Genomic DNA, 15840 nt, shown 5'->3' with positions numbered 1-15840 from the left:
GAGTGGTAGTTCAGTTGGTTAGAATACCTGCCTGTCACGCAGGGGGTCGCGGGTTCGAGTCCCGTCCATTCCGCCACCTTTAAGTAGGTGATGTTATTGTCTGGTCTTTTTCTGAGTGCTTAGGTAGGTGCTTAGAGTGTCTTTTTTATCTCTGTGTTATTCTTCTCATTATTATCGTCTGTGTTTTGATAGCGTGCTTGATTGTCGGTGCTCATGATGGTTTGTCTTAGTTTTAATCAGGTTATCTTCTATACTATCTAGTAGTATGTCATTTTGAGTAGTTGTGGCGGATGTATATATGATTAATGTGATATATTCTCCTGCTGTTTTTGTTCCTGCTTTATTTTGTTACTTAGCGCTGTGGATACGAATCTAATCAAATGCATTTGAACATTAATCAGTCTGAATTAATTGCTATCTGTCCCGACCCGGTTATCGCTATTAATCGGCGCGGAACGATCTCGGTGTTTAACCGTTCTGCTGAGAGCCTGCTTGGCTATGAGGCGAATGCGGTCGTTGGTAGTATGAATATTCGTCAGATTTACCCTAACAATAGTGAAGCTAGGAAAATCATGAGGCTGATGATGGGTGATCAGCTATATGGTGCGGGTAGAATTGAAGGTTATGAAACCTATGTCCTGAATAGTCAGCGTGCAAGAGTGCCTATCCGCTTGTCTGCGGCGGCGCTGATGAGGGCGGGGCGATATCGCGGCAGTGTCGGCTTTTTTCATGATATGACTCGGCAGAAAGCATTAGAGACCTCTTTATTAAAGCAATCCATTACCGATGATTTGAGTGGCCTTTTTAATCAGCGGCATTTCTACGTGCAGGTGGCTAGCGAGATGATGCGTATTAAGCGCTATGGCGGTCAGTTGAGCCTGGTGTGTATTGATCTCGATGGTTTTAAGCAGGTGAATGACAGGATGGGGCATCTCGAAGGCGATCAAATAATTCGTCAGATTGGTCGAGTCTTGCGTGAAGGCTTGAGAGATTCTGATCAGGCTTTTCGTTATGGTGGTGATGAGTTTATGTTGATGCTACCCAACACGGGGATGGCTGATGCGTGTCATCTGGCGAATCGCGTGCGTGAGTTGTTTAATTTGGAGTGTAGTTACTCCCCTGATTCGTTGATTAACTCAGGCTTCCACGTGTCTATGAGTCTGGGTGTGGTTTCCTGTTCGGGTGCCGAGCCGGTCGATAATTTCGTGCAGAAGGCCGATATAGCGATGTATGCGGCGAAGCAGGCGGGAGGAAATTGCGTAAAGCCGTTTGATACGACTCAGTGTTAAGTTTAAGGCATCTCTGCAGGCTTACATCTCCTCAGCATCATCGTATTCCATATCATCGTCGAACTCTTCGCCGAGGCTTTCCAGTCGTCGCTCTTCTGTGTAGTCTTCCATTTTATTTTCCTAGTCGTGTATCGATGTGGTTATTCTGCGCTGTATTGATAACAAACAAGTAACGGGATTATTACCGCTTTATGAATGTCTCTGCTGCGATATCACCGCTTACCGTTCCTGTTGAAATAATTGATCTGCCGCTATTCAGGCAGGCGGGTGTTCAGCTCGAATTGCTGCGACTTGATCTTATCCATCCACAGATCAGTGGCAATAAGTGGTTTAAACTGAAATATGCATTGCAAGCGGTTGAGGCATCGTCTTGTCGGCGTGTTGTTAGCTTTGGTGGTGCGTGGTCAAATCATATTCACGCGTTAGCTTATGCCGGGTTTGAACGGGGCATCGACACCATTGGGGTTATTCGTGGTGAGCGTTCAGCGATGCTGTCGCCAACATTGCAGGACGCAGAGCGGTGGGGGATGCAGCTTGAATTTGTTTCTCGCTCGCAGTATCGCAATAAACAGGATGACGCTTTTCTGGCTTGGCTAGAGCAGGCGTATGGAGAGTTTCATTGTTTACCTGAAGGCGGCTCGGGAGAGTGGGTGATTGCAGGATGTCGGGAGATTATGTCGCTGTTCAATACTCATGATTATGATCTGATCTGTAGTGCCTGTGGTACAGGGGGAACACTGGCGGGCTTGATTGCGAGTAAACCCAGTGATGTTGATTTGCTGGGCGTATCGGCATTGAAAGGCGGTGAATTTCTCTACCATGATATTCGTCAGCTATTAACGCAGGCGGGCATCGATGATCCGGGAGGTTGGTCGTTGGCGCTCGATTGTCATGAGGGAGGGTATGCTAAGGTGTCATCTCGCTTGGCGCTGGCAATGCAGCAATTTACGCAATGTAGTGGTATCGAATTAGAGCCGGTGTATACGGGGAAGGCTTTGTTGGCTTTATTGCAACGGTTAGCGGCGGGCGAGTTTTCTCGAGGTAGTCGAATTATGCTGATTCATAGTGGCGGCATGCAGGGGTTGAGGGGCATGCAAGCGGCGTTGCGCAAAAAATTATCTTAGTCACGAGTTGGCGAGTGTTGTTAGGGTAACGGGGGCGTTATAAATATGAGTATAATGTTATAAAACAATCGGCTAGCTATAGTTGTCTGACAATCAAAAGGTTTCAGTGGAGTGATAATGGATAACTTTCGTAATATTGGTTTGATCGGGCGTCTAGGTAGTACCAAGGTTATTGATACCCTGAAACATCTGATTCGCTTTCTTGATGAACAGGGGTTAACGCCTATTCTGGATCAAAAAATTGCGGCGGTAATGCCAGGACATGGGCAGCAAACCAGCTCTCCTCGCTTGATGGGGGAGATTTGTGATTTGGTTATCGTGGTCGGTGGTGATGGCAGTTTGTTGGGCGCTGCACGTGATTTGGCGCAATCAAATGTCCCTGTCTTGGGGGTTAACCGCGGTAATTTAGGTTTCCTGACGGATATATCGCCGGCTGAAATTGAAGAGAAGGTCGGTGAGGTGTTGAATGGTCAGTATACGGTCGATCGCCGCTTTCTCATTGATGTGCTTGTGAAGCGACATGGCGAGCCTATCGGAGAGTCCACTGGATTAAATGACTGTGTGTTGCATCCAGGTAAGTCGGCTCGGATGATTCAGTTTGAACTCTATATTGAGGGGCAGTTTGTTTATACTCAGCGTTCGGATGGTTTGATTGTTGCTACGCCCACGGGGTCGACGGCCTATGCCCTATCCGGTGGCGGCCCTATTATGCATCCTCGCCTTGATGCATTAGTGTTGGTGCCGATGTTTCCGCATACATTGTCGAGTCGTCCCATTGTTGTTGATGGTAATAGTGAGCTTAAATTAGTGATTAGTGATAACAATGAAACTTACCCGACGATTAGTTGTGATGGACAGAAGCATATTAACTGCGCCCCAGGAGATACCATTACGATTCATAAGAAACCCCATAAGTTGAAACTACTGCATCCGCTGAGCCATAATTTTTATCAGACGTGTCGGGAAAAGCTGGGTTGGGCAACGAGGCTGGGCGGATAGCTGGGGTGTCTATGGTGAGCGCTTATCAAGGTTACGATTTAATCGGTGATGTGCATGGATGTGCCTTATCGCTTAAATTATTGCTGCACAAACTGGGCTACCGACGACAAAAAGGCATTTACCAGCATCCGCATCGTCAGGCTATATTTCTCGGTGATATCGTTGATCGTGGGCCGCGGATTCGGGAAGCGCTGCATATTGTTCGCGATATGGTCGATGCGGGTCACGCTCAGATCGTTATGGGCAATCATGAGTTTAATTATTTATCCTATCTGACCCCTGGCTTACCTGGATCGGGTATGCCGTATCTTAGAGTTCATAATCAACGACATCAACGTATCTTGAATGCCACGCTTGAGCAATTAGCTAATTATCCGCAAGAGCAGAAAGAGTTTTTGCAATGGATCAAAGGCATGCCTCTGTTTCTGGATGACGATCAGTTTCGGGTGGTACATGCCTGTTGGTCAGCCCAGCATATCCAGCGTTTCATCGACACGCAGGGAGGTAATCAGATTGATGATAACTATCTGCATCGTTCAGCGCACGAAGGGACGCTCGAATGGGAAACCATGGATCGTTTGTTGCGTGGTACACACTTGAAGCTGCCTAATGATGAGATGATGGTGAGCAAGGATGGCTATAAGCGGCGCTTTTTTCGTACCAAATTCTGGGCGGAAAAGCCTGAATATTATGTTGATGTTGTATTTCAGCCCGATCCATTGCCTGAACACGTTGCTCGGCGACGCTTGAGTTCGCAAGATTACCAAGACTTACTCTATTATGGTGTTGATGAGCCGTTACTCTTTATTGGCCATTATTGGTGCGATGGAGAGCCCAAACCTTTGGCGCGTAATATCGCGTGTATCGACTATAGTGCAGTTAAGTTCGGTAAGTTGGTGGCTTACCGGTTAGATCAGGAAACGACCATCGATCCGAAAAAGTTTATTTGGGTCGATGTTTTAAAGGAAATTAATGATGCGATATGAACACCATATGAGCAGCATCAAATTATTATGAATGAAGTTTTTCGAGTTGCTTTAGATCAGAATTTAGCCGGTTTTACGGCGATACTCTGGCAGCACAAAATCCCACATCGGGTGTTAGAGCAGCAGGGTGAACAGCTGCTATTAGTGCCTGATAGTGTCGATGTTGAGCAAATTACCGCACTGTATCAGCGGTGGCAGCAGGGGGAGGATCTCTCTGGGTTGCAGGTACAGCGTTCCGGTGTGCAGCGGGCGGGTTCGCAGTTGTTAAATGCTTGGTTGAGTCTGTCGCTTATCTTCGTGAGTGTCATCATCACCTTGGCTGTGTCGCTGGGTGAAAATGTTCAGCTGATGGGCTGGTTTACTATTGTGGAATTTCAAGTGCAGGGGAATAAGATTTATTATTCTCATGAGTTGTGGAGAACCTTGAGTAGTGGTGAGCTCTGGCGCTTTTTTACCCCAGCTTTTATGCACTTTAATCTGCCGCATATTTTGTTTAACTTGCTGTGGGTCTGGGTGGTGGGGCGACGTATTGAGCTGTTGTTGGGCTGGCCTATTTTATTGGGCTTATTTTTGTTTTCTGCATTGATATCGAATATCGCACAGTTTTGGATAAGCGGTCCTATGTTTGGCGGCATGTCTGGATTTGTCTTTGCGTTGTTAGGTTTTGCTTGGCTTTGGGATCGTTTTCAGCCGAGATCCATGATAGGTATGCCTCCGGCACTCATGGGGTTTATGATGTTTTGGTTGGTGCTGGGTTTTTCCGGCGCGTTGGAAAGTTTCGGTTTGGGTTCTATCGCTAACACGGCGCATCTGGTCGGGCTGGTGGCAGGACTGGCTGCCGTGCCGCTGGTGAGGTTATTAAAACATTGATGCTCGGCTGCGTTTAGTCGTCTAGCTGCCGCTGTTCTGTGTGATAATATATCGACCGATTGTGGAGATGATGAATGAATTTTGAAAAAATGATTGAAACGATGACCCCAGCGGTTTATCAAAGTCTGAAGCGGGCCGTTGAATTGGGTAAGTGGCCTAATGGCGATCGGCTAAGTCCGGAACAACGGCAAACAAGTTTGCGTGCGGTTATCGCTTATGATCAGACGAAGTTGCCCGAGCATGAGCGTACTGGTTATATCAACCGTACCAAGCAAGATGGCAGTCAGCATGGCTCCGATCCACTTGAACCTCAGGTTCTCAAAATACTGAACAATAATTGATGGACGTTATTGTACAAGGGGCATTGGTGAAAATGCCGGCCGATATTGGCCCACAGGTACGTTATCAATTAAAGTTAGATGATCAGCTAATTGATCTCAATAGCTATTTAGGTAAGCCGATTAAACTGACTTATCAAGGCCAGATTAATTGTACTCATTGTGGTCGCAAGACGAATAAAAGTTTTGCGCAGGGATATTGCTATCCTTGCTTCAAAAAATTGCCACAATGCGATCTCTGTATTATGAGTCCTGAGAAGTGTCATTATGATCAGGGCACTTGTCGAGATCCCTCTTGGGGAGAGCAGTTCTGCTTTCAGAGCCACTATGTTTATCTAGCTAACTCTTCCGGTGTTAAGGTGGGAATTACTCGTGGTACGCAGATACCGACTCGCTGGATCGATCAGGGAGCGATTCAGGCGTTGCCAATACTCAGAGTCGATACGCGTTTTCAATCGGGGTTAGCCGAGCGCGTCTTTGCTGAACACGTAACGGATAAAACCAATTGGCGGGCGATGTTAAAGGGTCAGGTGGAGAGTGTTGACCTTTACGCAGAACGAGATCGTTTGCTGCAATTATGTCAGCCAGGTTTAGTCGAGTTGGAAGACCGCTTTGGTTTACAGGCCATTCAGCGATTACCCGACGCTGAGGTGTTATCGCTGAAGTTTCCGGTGTTGACATATCCGAGTAAAATAACAAGTTTTAATTTCGATAAAAATCCCGTGGTTGAAGGGGTTTTGCAGGGTATTAAAGGGCAATATCTGCTACTCGATAGTGGTGTGATTAACCTGAGAAAGTTCACCGCGTATCAGATAGAGTTTTGTGGTTGAGATAGGTTGTGATTAAGGTGTATCGTTTTTAAGCATGGCTATGCTCCAAGCGTTATCCGGAGCGCTTAAAGGCGTATGCACTGTTAACAGTGTGAATATTATGACAAGGTGAGAGAATGAATCAGTCCGTTACCCAACAGCCAAGTGTTATCTATTTAAAGGACTATGAAGTTCCTGCATTTTTGGTGGAGCAGACAGAGCTGCGTTTTGAGCTTGAAGAGGAGCAGGCGTTGGTTCGTTCTCAGGTACGCTATGCGCGTAATCCCGCTAGCTCCAATCGGCAACACCCATTGGTGCTTGATGGTCATGAATCATTAGAGCTGCAGCGTCTGAGTATCGATGGTGAAGTCTTGAGTGATAAAGATTATCAGCGTAGTGGTGAGCAACTGATGATTGCCAATCTGCCTGATCATTTCACCTTAGAATGTATCACCCGTATTGAACCGCAAAATAACACGGCGCTTGAGGGTTTGTATAAATCCGATGGTATGTTTTGTACGCAGTGTGAAGCCGAAGGTTTTCGACGGATTACCTTCTATCAAGATCGGCCTGATGTCATGGCGCTGTTTGAAACCACGGTGGTGGCGGATAAGCAACGTTACCCGGTGTTGTTATCCAATGGTAATAACGTTGATGCGGGAGATGAAGATGATGGTCGTCATTGGGTTAAATGGCAGGATCCGTTCCCCAAACCGGCCTATCTGTTTGCCTTGGTAGCGGGTGATCTTGAATGTATTGAAGATCGCTTTACCACGGCGTCGGGACGTCATGTTTCGTTAAAAATATTCGCTGAAACGAAAGACCTTGATAAGCTTGATTATGCGATGACCTCGCTGAAACAATCGATGCAGTGGGATGAACAGGTTTATGGTCGGGAATACGATCTGGATACCTTCATGATTGTTGCCGTCGATTTCTTTAATATGGGCGCAATGGAGAATAAAGGTCTCAATATCTTTAATACCTCCTGTGTGCTGGCACACCCAGAAACAACCGTGGATGCTGGTTTTCAGCGGGTTGAAGGGGTTGTGGCGCATGAATACTTCCATAACTGGTCGGGTAATCGAGTCACCTGTCGTGATTGGTTTCAGTTGAGTTTAAAAGAGGGTTTCACGGTATTTCGTGATTCGCAGTTCTCGGCGGATATGAACTCACGCACGGTGAAGCGGATAGAGGATGTTACATTACTGCGTACTGCGCAGTTTGCGGAAGATGCCGGGCCGATGGCGCATCCGGTGCGTCCAGCGTCTTTTATTGAGATTTCTAACTTTTACACCTTGACGGTTTATGAAAAAGGCTGTGAGGTGGTGCGCATGCTGCATACCTTGCTGGGGGCGGAGACTTTCCGTCAGGGTGCTGATCTTTATTTTGACCGTCATGATGGACAAGCAGTGACGACCGATGATTTCGTTCAGGCGATGGCCGATGTGTCGGGTCGTGACTTGAGTCGCTTTAAGTTTTGGTATAGTCAGGCAGGCACTCCGCAGGTAGCGGTGACCGGTGAGTATGATGCGGCTCAGCAGCGCTATACATTGCATATGCATCAGCGCTGTCCTGCCACGGCGGATATGGCAACCAAACAGCCGTTTCTGATTCCAATATCGGTCGGTCTGTTGGATGCTCAAGGAAATGATATTCCTTTGAAGGACGGTCGCACGACCGAAGTGTTGGAGCTTGTCGCTACACAGCAGAGTTTTGTCTTTGATAATATTCCGCAAGAGCCTATTGCATCATTGTTACGAGATTTTTCCGCGCCGGTAAAGCTGACGTTCCCATACAGCCGCGCACAGCTGATTTTTCTGATGCAGCATGATAGCGATGGTTTTAATCGCTGGAATGCGGCTCAGCAGTTGGCAGTGGATATCATGAGCGAGTTGATTGTTGATCATCAGCAGGGGCGCGAGTTAGTGCTTGATCCTGCGCTGCTCGATGCTTACCGACAAGTGTTGAGTGATACGCGTTTGGATAAGGCGATGGTCGCTAAAATACTGACGCTGCCTTCTGAAGCTTATTTAAGTGAGTTGGCCGATGAGATTGATGTCGATGCTATCTATCGAGTGCGACGTTTTGTTCGCGATGAGATTGCAATGGGGCTAGCACCGCTGTTTCTGAACATTTATCAAGCAAATAATACAACGCAAAAATATAGCCCGGATGCGCAATCAGTGGCGCGTCGAAGCCTTAAAAATCTGGCGCTATCGTATCTGATGGCGACAGAGGAGCCGGCGTATCTTGAGTTAGCCTTACAGCAGTTTAAGCTGGCGGATAATATGACGGACAGTCAGGCGGCGTTAACCCTGATTGCGCATTCCTGTTTCGAGGATGAGGCGGCTGAAGTGTTGGCGAGTTTTTATCAACGTTGGCAAGCCGAATCGTTGGTGGTGAATCAGTGGTTGGCGGTGCAGGCGAGTGATCCAAAGTCAGGCGCGTTAGCCAAGGTGAAAGCTTTGCAGCAGCATGCCGCTTATGATGCCTCGAATCCGAATAAAATTCGTTCGCTGGTATCCGTTTTTTGTGCCCAGAATATGCTAAATTTCCATCATGCGGATGGTAGTGGCTACCGTTTCTTGGCAGATCAGATTATTGTGTTAGATAAGCAGAATCCGCAGATTGCTTCACGGTTGCTGACGCCATTAACGCGGTGGAAGAAATATTCCGCCGAACGCGGCGCAATGATGAAGGCAGAATTGCAGCGCATCGATCAGAGTGGTGATTTGTCCCGTGATGTGTATGAAGTATTGAGTAAAAGTCTAGTTGATTAAGGGCTTTGTAAACGTATGCCTGTAGAGAAAGGGTAATAAAATGGACAGAACTATCCCCGAACAAGATAAATTTGAATTACAACAAAACTATCGTCGCTATCTTAAATATCAAGATCAGTATGATGATGCGTTTAATTCCCTAAAGAAGGCTCAAGCAAGCCGGGTTTGGATTGCCGGCGTTATTACGCTGTTATTCGGCTTAGGTTCAGAGTTTTTCTTTGGTGTCGCCGCCGGACTGTTCGGGCTTTATTTCTATCGTATCGGCTCGGCTTGGTATCAGCGTTTTCAGGTGGATGAAGGGCGTGAAGAAGTGCTGCGCTGGTTTTCATCAAAAGGTTTAACGTTCGAAGGACGGATTCTCTATTTTCGTGAAGATCATGTCTTGGCGCAGCCAATCGATCCATTTGCTGATGAAAGCTACGCCTGAGTAGTGAGAGACGCAGATGTCTGTGCGGCGTGAATACCGTGGTGTGAGTCAGCGGGCCAAAAGCCTGTTGGCTAAGCCTGAAGGGGTTGATGTCGATTTTAAGCGTGAAATCAGTGGTATAAAAAGTCGCGATCTCGTGTCATTTGCTAATTCCGCTCAAGGAGGCGCTATTTTAGTGGGTGTCGATGAGTATACGAGTCCCGATGGAGTGCAGCGAGGTCGTATCGTGGGTTGTGATGTCGATGATGGCGCTAGGCTCAGTTTGATTAATAAATCGACCGATTGTTATCCCATTGTCGATATAGAGTTAGTGATTGAAAATATCAGTCGTAAGCCTTTTTTTCGTCTCGAAATAGCCCCAGGTAATAAACGTCCTTATTGTACTCAACGGGGTGAATATGCCATTCGCGCCGATGCGCGTTCCAGAGCGCTTTATCCTGAAGAGTTGCTGGCGATGTTTATGGATCGTGAGGGCGAACTGTTTCTGAGTCGCTTTCGAGAAGCGGTTGCTCAGTTAGAGCAGCGCTTGGGGCAAATGGATCACGCTTTTGGGGCAGGTATGGTGCATCTTGTGACTCATCTGGATGAGCTTGATAGTCAGGTTCGGCGAATGCTGGCTCGTGTTGATCAAATGACGGATAGTGCCAAGAAGCGCTCACGAAATATGCTGCAGGCGCTGCGTGATTCGCAAGACAGTATTGCCGGTCTGGAAGTGTTGCTAATGGCGCAAAACGGCAATCCGAGCGGTCGAGAGATGATGCGCGATTTTTATCGCCGCTTGGATCAGCTTACCGATAGCCTTGACGCACATGAAGAAGACAAAGATGATTGAATATCTGCGTGAAATTGATTATTGGATCTTCGATCTAGATGGAACGTTAACACAGCCGGTTCATGATTTTGAGCGTATTCGGGCTGAGCTTGGATTGCCGGCGGGTTGTGATATTTTGGCTACCATTGCCGCGCATTCGAAGGCGGAGCAGCAGTTACTCAATCGTCAACTCGATGAGTGGGAATATTTTTACGCCGATATGGTTCAGCCTGCGGTCGGCGTTAACGCATTTCTAACTTGGCTAGGTGAGCGAGGTTGTTGTTTAGGTATTTTAACGCGTAATAAACGTGACGTTGCCTTGCGCTGTTTAGATGTTATTGGCGTAGGTTCACTCTTTGATCCTGCTGCCGTTCTGGGCCGAGATGATGCGTTGGCTAAGCCGAACCCTCAGGGTATTCATCTGTTACTGGATCAGTGGCAGGCGAATAGTGATCAAGCGGTGATGGTGGGCGATTTCCGTTTTGATCTAGAGGTCGGTCGAGCCGCTGGGGTGGCGACTATTCATGTTGATCATCGAGCTGATCGTGCATGGCCGAAACTGACGGATTTAAAGGTGGATACGCTGGCGGAGTTACACCAATTGTTAATACCTTGAAGTACGGTTGCTTGATGCTAGTCAAGATTGGTTAAGAAGTCTCGAGTATAGTGTGATTATTCGAGAGGAGATTACTATGACGATATTGAGCGATTTACATCAGGATCATGTCAATCTAAATAAACTGCTAGCGGTGCTGAGTAATAAGCTGGAAGAGCTGAAGCGAGGCGAGATGCCAAACTTTTTATTGCTAGCCGATGCGGTTGATTACATTAGTTGTTATGCCGATGCTTATCATCATCCTTGTGAAGATCAAATGTATGAGATGTTTAAAGGAGCTGGGTGTCCGGAGCTAGACGAGGCTATTGTCCGTTGTATCGAAGATCATCAGCAGCTTAAACAGCGTAGCAATGATGTGATCGAAGCGGTTGAGTGTGTGTTGACTGATGCCGTGGTGCCAATGGATCAGTTTACGGCTAAGTTAGAGGCTTTTCTCAATGCGCAGATTGAGCACCTTAATCTGGAAGAGGGGACGCTTTTCCCTCTGCTAGAGGATGTCGCCACCGATGAGCAGTGGGACAAGCTGGCGTTAGAATTACCGATCATGGATGATCCTCTGTTTGGTGAGAAACAGAAACAACGTTACATTGATCTCTACACCGAGCTACTGAGGGATATGCACTAGTTATCCATTAAAGATGAGCTCGTCAGTCTATTAGCATGACGCCATAGTGATGCTTGTCGATCAGGCAGGTCTCGGTACTCAATCCGATTTCTGCCTTTTTCCTTGGCCGCATAGACCGCTGCATCGGCGGCTTTTAATAATGCATGTGCTTGTGCGTTCAGATCATCCGTAGTGGTATTGATCGGGGTGCAGTGAGTGCAACCAATAGATGCACTAATTCTGAAAGGGAGGTGGTCATCATTATGCATCACCATGTTGGCGATTTTTTTGCGTAACTGCTCACTGATTTGGAGGGTTTTTTCCATACTACAGTTGGGCAGAAGAATGGCAAACTCCTCACCACCGTAACGGGCGACAAAGTCCGTTTTGCGCAGATTTTGTTTCAATAGCAAGCCGATGGATTGAAGTACCCGATCGCCTATTTGATGGCCAAAGTTATCATTCACAAGCTTGAAATAGTCTAGATCAATGAACAGACAACTTAATTGTATTTTCAGGCGTGAGACTCGGGAAAGTTCTTTAAGCAGTTCTTGATCAAAAGCGCGACGGTTATGAACTTTGGTGAGCATATCGATAGTGCTCAAGCGCTTCAAATTTTGCTGATTGATACAGTTCTCAATACACACTGCGATCACCGATGCGAGATGCTCGAGGTAATCGTAGTTAATCTCGTCACTATATCGAGAGGGATCATTGCTGCCGAGATGTAAGCTGCCAATCAGGCAATTATGACGTATCAGGGGGAGTAGGGCGCTACTGTGAATAGACGGAGTGTTCGGAAATGCGATGCTGTTTATTGGCGGGCTTAGTTGACCAAATCTGAGTGTCGCGTTAGGAAATAGACTTTTTAGGAGTCGGTGATTGTCAACAAAGCGGAGGCTGCATGTCGCTTGTGATGTGTCATCATCGAGTAGCCCGCGCGCTGCTTGCTCTGGATCGAAGAGAATTAAATTGACGGCGGTGAGATGGAAGTGCTGCTTGAACTCCAGCAAAATTAAGTCTAAAAGTTCGGCCAGCTGATGACAGCCGAGCAGGCGTATTTCCATATCAAAAAATGACTGTAATACAGTCTCATTCTGTTTTGTTTTATGGGTCAGCAATCTAAGCGACCGTTTTAGGTCATTGTTCTCTCGTTTTAGCGATTCCATATCACGTCTGTTTTACGCCTATTATGCAAACGTTATCGGCAATGAGTGATATTAATGAAGGAGAATGTTGTGAAAAAGGAAATAAAAAACCACCGCCTATGACTCAAGCTTGAGTCGGCATGTTGAAATAGGGCGCTGAAAAAGCAAAAAACTGCCCGCGTTGGGCAGTGATTTTTGCGTTGCCTAACTGACCTTGGCTATCTTATTTAGATGGTCAGGATGCGTCTTGATAAAATGTGCGAGCACACGACGCAGGACCTTCTCGTGTTTGGTATCTCCTCTGCGTTGAGCCTTGGCGATATCTTCAAGAATAATCTTTTTCACTTTGCTTTCACCTTGATGACAACATAGGTAATGCCCCATTGCCATCGCGATGATTGGGTCGGTATGCTCATGCTCCGCTATTGCCTCAACTTCGTCTTCGGTTAGATCGCTTAGTTCGAGGCATTCTTCGTAGGTTAACATCTTATAACCCCCTTATTATTGTAGTGCTGCTCATTCGTCTGAAGGAGCAAAGGCTCATATGTCAAATATGTACTCCCGCCTGCTAATCATTTTAGCAATAGATTGGCATATGACTAATTTTATTGGCGGTTGATTGGCTGCTTTTTGATCAGGCTGTTGATTGTTTGATGTATCTCATGAGAGGCGTGTTTTTATTGTTTGAGTCTCGCGGCGCGATCTCTACGTCAAGATTATCAGGCCGCGGATGAGGAGAGATGATAATGAGGCTATGGCAAGTAACGCTATTTAAGGCGTACATAATGATTAACGGTTAACCGTTATCAGTGGTTTTGAATGGCAGTCGATCTCGAAGTCGGTCCATTTCTTGATAGACCAGCTCAGCTTCCTCGGCCGTAAATTGTTGCACTGCTTGCTGAAATTCAGGCTGCGCTAACCAATGAGCCGACCATGTTTCAATCGGCTCGAAGCCTCGTTGCACCTTGTGTTCGCCCTGTGCGCCGGGATCAAATCGCTGCAGTTGATGGCGAATGCAATATTCAATGCCTTGATAGTAACAGGTTTCGAAGTGCAGGCTATCATACTCGGCTAACGCACCCCAGTAGCGGCCATAGAGTGTGTCATCACCCTCAAAAAAAAGCGCGCCCGCGACGGCATCGGTATCACTCTGGTTTAGATCATAGGCAAAACAGATATGTAGCTGATCTGCCAAGTTATCGCGTAGCAAGTGGAAGAACGCTTCGTTTAGATAACCCTGACGACCGCGTTTGAGATAGGTGGTTTGGTAAAACTGATAAAACTGACCGAGCATGGTATCGGTGAGTTGGGTGCCACTGATGAATCGATGCTGAATATTATGGGCGATGATTTTATTGCGTTCTTTGCGTAGGTTTTTACGTTTTCGGGAACTGAAGGTGGCCAGAAAATCGTCAAAACAGTGATAATCACGGTTAAACCAGTGGTATTGAGTGCCTAGACGATAATTCAGTTGTGGCTGTTGACTCTTATTCAGTAGCGTATCGCTGATAAACAGGCCGTGCCAGCCGGAGGCGTGGTATTGAGATGCAAGCTGCATGATAGCGGCTAAAACCTGCTCCGTGAGCGCTTGTTGCGCCGCTTCATTGAGGTCGCGCTGTAGCATGAGTCGAGGCCCGTAGCAGGGCGTGAATGGGATGGCGGTGACGAGTTTAGGGTAGTATTCAAGACCATGACGTTGGTAAGCATCGGCCCAGCTCCAATCAAACACATACTCGCCGTAAGAGTGACTTTTAAGATAAAGCGGCATAATGGCGATGGTTTGATCTGCTTCACTAACAACCAGGTGGCAAGGTTGCCAGCCGGTGTTGGGCGACACGCTACCCGAATGTTCTAATGCATAGAGGTATTCATAGCGTAAAAAAGGGTACTGGGTGGTGCATAGGCTGTTCCAGCAAGCTGCGCCAATCTGTTCGATAGCGCTATAAAAATTGAATTGTGGCATATTGTCCTATACTGTTCAGATCTCGTATTTATTATCTAACTAGCCGATAATAAAGCATTAAATTTTAATGTATGGCCGGCAGCAATAAGCGACTTGGCAACATCACGTCGCCGTGCATTAGCCCTATCATAGGGTTGCAGTAACCTTTAAGCTAGGAGAAAAAAATGGATGAGCTAGAGTTAGAATTTGAGCTAGACGCTCGTCTGGATAATGACTGCGTCACTTTGGGGGATTTCCCGTTGTGCCGCTTATTACTGATGAATGATGCTCAGTACCCGTGGTTTATTTTAGTGCCTCGGCGGGCCGATGTGAGTGAAATCTATCATTTATCGCTCGCTGATCAGGCGCAGTTTTTGCAGGAGTCATCGTTCTTGGCTGAAAATCTACACGATGTTTTCGATGCGGATAAAATAAATATCGCTGCATTGGGTAATGTCGTAAAGCAGCTACATATTCATCATGTTGTTCGCTATGAAGGTGATGCGGCTTGGCCTGCACCTATCTGGGGGGCATCACCCGTAAAGCCCTATGGTGCTGCGGATATTAGGGATATTCATGAGAAATTGCGGCTGATGATGCCGCAAAAGGTTAATTTTGTGGCGCGAAATTTGATCGACTGATTTCTCATTGAAAAGCCACAAATGCCCTGTCAGCGGGCAATAAATCAGGTATAATTTGCGCTTTTCTTGGCAAGGCGACGGTGATTGTTGTCCGTTGACTGCTCATGGCCTGTTAACGACATAGGCCTGATGTACTGCTAGTCGCTTTGTGATGTGTCTCTATTTCATAGGAAAAACTACCAACGATGCCAATCTTCGATTTTGCATGCCGTGATTGTGGTCATGAATTTGAAAAGTTGCTGCTGAAGTCTGATGCGCCAGCGCCTGAGTGCGCCGTCTGTGAATCTGCAGACGTGATAAAAAAAGTGTCCGCGTCAGGTTTCAGACTATCGGGCACCGGTTGGTATGAAACTGATTTTAAAACCGGTAAGAAAAAGAATCTGGCGAGTAGCCAGAACAATTCCGGAAACTGATTTTTAATTGTCTGAATAAACACTGATTCAGCTTGCTAAG

The 15840-nt window shown here is 46.8% G+C and carries 17 protein-coding genes; 14 read left to right on the top strand and 3 right to left on the bottom strand.

The window, feature by feature from the left end:
* Nucleotides 1-380: 380 nt before the first annotated feature.
* From Q4488_RS04260 to Q4488_RS04205, 12 genes are all read left to right on the top strand, one after another.
* A complete protein-coding gene (locus tag Q4488_RS04260) occupies nucleotides 381-1289 on the top strand; it encodes a sensor domain-containing diguanylate cyclase (protein ID WP_303579222.1) in 909 nt (302 codons plus the stop codon).
* Between the two features lie 191 nt (nucleotides 1290-1480).
* On the top strand, nucleotides 1481-2413 hold the full coding sequence (locus Q4488_RS04255) for a 1-aminocyclopropane-1-carboxylate deaminase/D-cysteine desulfhydrase (RefSeq protein ID WP_303579221.1): 933 nt from the start codon (nucleotides 1481-1483) through the stop codon (nucleotides 2411-2413).
* Between the two features lie 117 nt (nucleotides 2414-2530).
* Nucleotides 2531-3412 carry an NAD(+) kinase gene (locus Q4488_RS04250; RefSeq protein ID WP_303579220.1) on the top strand — a complete coding sequence of 294 codons (882 nt, stop codon included), beginning with the start codon at nucleotides 2531-2533 and terminating at the stop codon, nucleotides 3410-3412.
* 11 nt (nucleotides 3413-3423) lie between these two features.
* Nucleotides 3424-4398 (top strand): metallophosphoesterase, encoded by a 975-nt coding sequence (locus Q4488_RS04245; RefSeq protein WP_303579226.1) that lies wholly within the window; start codon nucleotides 3424-3426, stop codon nucleotides 4396-4398.
* Between the two features lie 27 nt (nucleotides 4399-4425).
* Nucleotides 4426-5268, top strand: coding sequence for a rhomboid family intramembrane serine protease (locus tag Q4488_RS04240; RefSeq protein ID WP_303579219.1), 843 nt, complete (start codon nucleotides 4426-4428; stop codon nucleotides 5266-5268).
* Nucleotides 5269-5342: 74 nt separating this feature from the next.
* Nucleotides 5343-5609, top strand: coding sequence for a YeaC family protein (locus Q4488_RS04235; RefSeq protein ID WP_303579218.1), 267 nt, complete (start codon nucleotides 5343-5345; stop codon nucleotides 5607-5609).
* Nucleotides 5609-6436: a DUF2797 domain-containing protein gene (locus tag Q4488_RS04230; protein WP_303579217.1), complete on the top strand. Its 828-nt coding sequence runs from the start codon at nucleotides 5609-5611 to the stop codon at nucleotides 6434-6436. Before Q4488_RS04235 ends, Q4488_RS04230 begins: the two co-directional genes overlap by 1 nt.
* Before the next feature lie 116 nt (nucleotides 6437-6552).
* On the top strand, nucleotides 6553-9198 hold the full coding sequence (gene pepN, locus Q4488_RS04225; protein WP_303579216.1) for an aminopeptidase N: 2646 nt from the start codon (nucleotides 6553-6555) through the stop codon (nucleotides 9196-9198).
* 40 nt (nucleotides 9199-9238) lie between these two features.
* Nucleotides 9239-9625: a hypothetical protein gene (locus tag Q4488_RS04220; RefSeq protein WP_303579215.1), complete on the top strand. Its 387-nt coding sequence runs from the start codon at nucleotides 9239-9241 to the stop codon at nucleotides 9623-9625.
* A gap of 16 nt (nucleotides 9626-9641) precedes the next feature.
* Nucleotides 9642-10457 (top strand): helix-turn-helix domain-containing protein, encoded by an 816-nt coding sequence (locus tag Q4488_RS04215; protein ID WP_303579214.1) that lies wholly within the window; start codon nucleotides 9642-9644, stop codon nucleotides 10455-10457.
* Entirely contained in the window at nucleotides 10450-11052 is a 603-nt protein-coding gene (locus tag Q4488_RS04210; RefSeq protein WP_303579213.1) for an HAD family hydrolase, read from the top strand. Before Q4488_RS04215 ends, Q4488_RS04210 begins: the two co-directional genes overlap by 8 nt.
* Before the next feature lie 76 nt (nucleotides 11053-11128).
* Complete coding sequence (locus tag Q4488_RS04205; RefSeq protein WP_303579212.1) at nucleotides 11129-11677, top strand: hemerythrin domain-containing protein; 549 nt, start codon at nucleotides 11129-11131, stop codon at nucleotides 11675-11677.
* Here Q4488_RS04205 and Q4488_RS04200 read toward each other — a convergent pair.
* The 3 genes from Q4488_RS04200 to Q4488_RS04190 form a co-directional block, all read right to left on the bottom strand.
* Nucleotides 11674-12825 carry a GGDEF domain-containing protein gene (locus Q4488_RS04200; RefSeq protein WP_303579211.1) on the bottom strand — a complete coding sequence of 384 codons (1152 nt, stop codon included), beginning with the start codon at nucleotides 12823-12825 and terminating at the stop codon, nucleotides 11674-11676. The genes Q4488_RS04205 and Q4488_RS04200 overlap by 4 nt on opposite strands.
* Nucleotides 12826-13008: 183 nt before the next feature.
* Nucleotides 13009-13290, bottom strand: coding sequence for a hypothetical protein (locus tag Q4488_RS04195; RefSeq protein WP_303579210.1), 282 nt, complete (start codon nucleotides 13288-13290; stop codon nucleotides 13009-13011).
* A gap of 310 nt (nucleotides 13291-13600) precedes the next feature.
* On the bottom strand, nucleotides 13601-14767 hold the full coding sequence (locus Q4488_RS04190) for a GNAT family N-acetyltransferase (protein WP_303579209.1): 1167 nt from the start codon (nucleotides 14765-14767) through the stop codon (nucleotides 13601-13603).
* 164 nt (nucleotides 14768-14931) lie between these two features.
* On the opposite strand from Q4488_RS04190, the gene Q4488_RS04185 reads away from it, so the two are divergent.
* Nucleotides 14932-15387 (top strand): HIT domain-containing protein, encoded by a 456-nt coding sequence (locus Q4488_RS04185; protein WP_303579208.1) that lies wholly within the window; start codon nucleotides 14932-14934, stop codon nucleotides 15385-15387.
* Nucleotides 15388-15572: 185 nt separating this feature from the next.
* The gene (locus tag Q4488_RS04180) at nucleotides 15573-15800 is read left to right on the top strand and encodes a zinc ribbon domain-containing protein (protein ID WP_303579207.1); all 228 of its coding nucleotides are present in this window, start codon (nucleotides 15573-15575) and stop codon (nucleotides 15798-15800) included.
* Nucleotides 15801-15840: the final 40 nt, after the last annotated feature.

Origin of the sequence: Amphritea sp. 1_MG-2023 (genome assembly GCF_030547545.1) — a bacterium.
Lineage (GTDB): Bacteria > Pseudomonadota > Gammaproteobacteria > Pseudomonadales > Balneatricaceae > Amphritea.
Note: the sequence above shows the minus strand (reverse complement) of the source record. Positions and strands in the feature narration are given on the sequence as shown.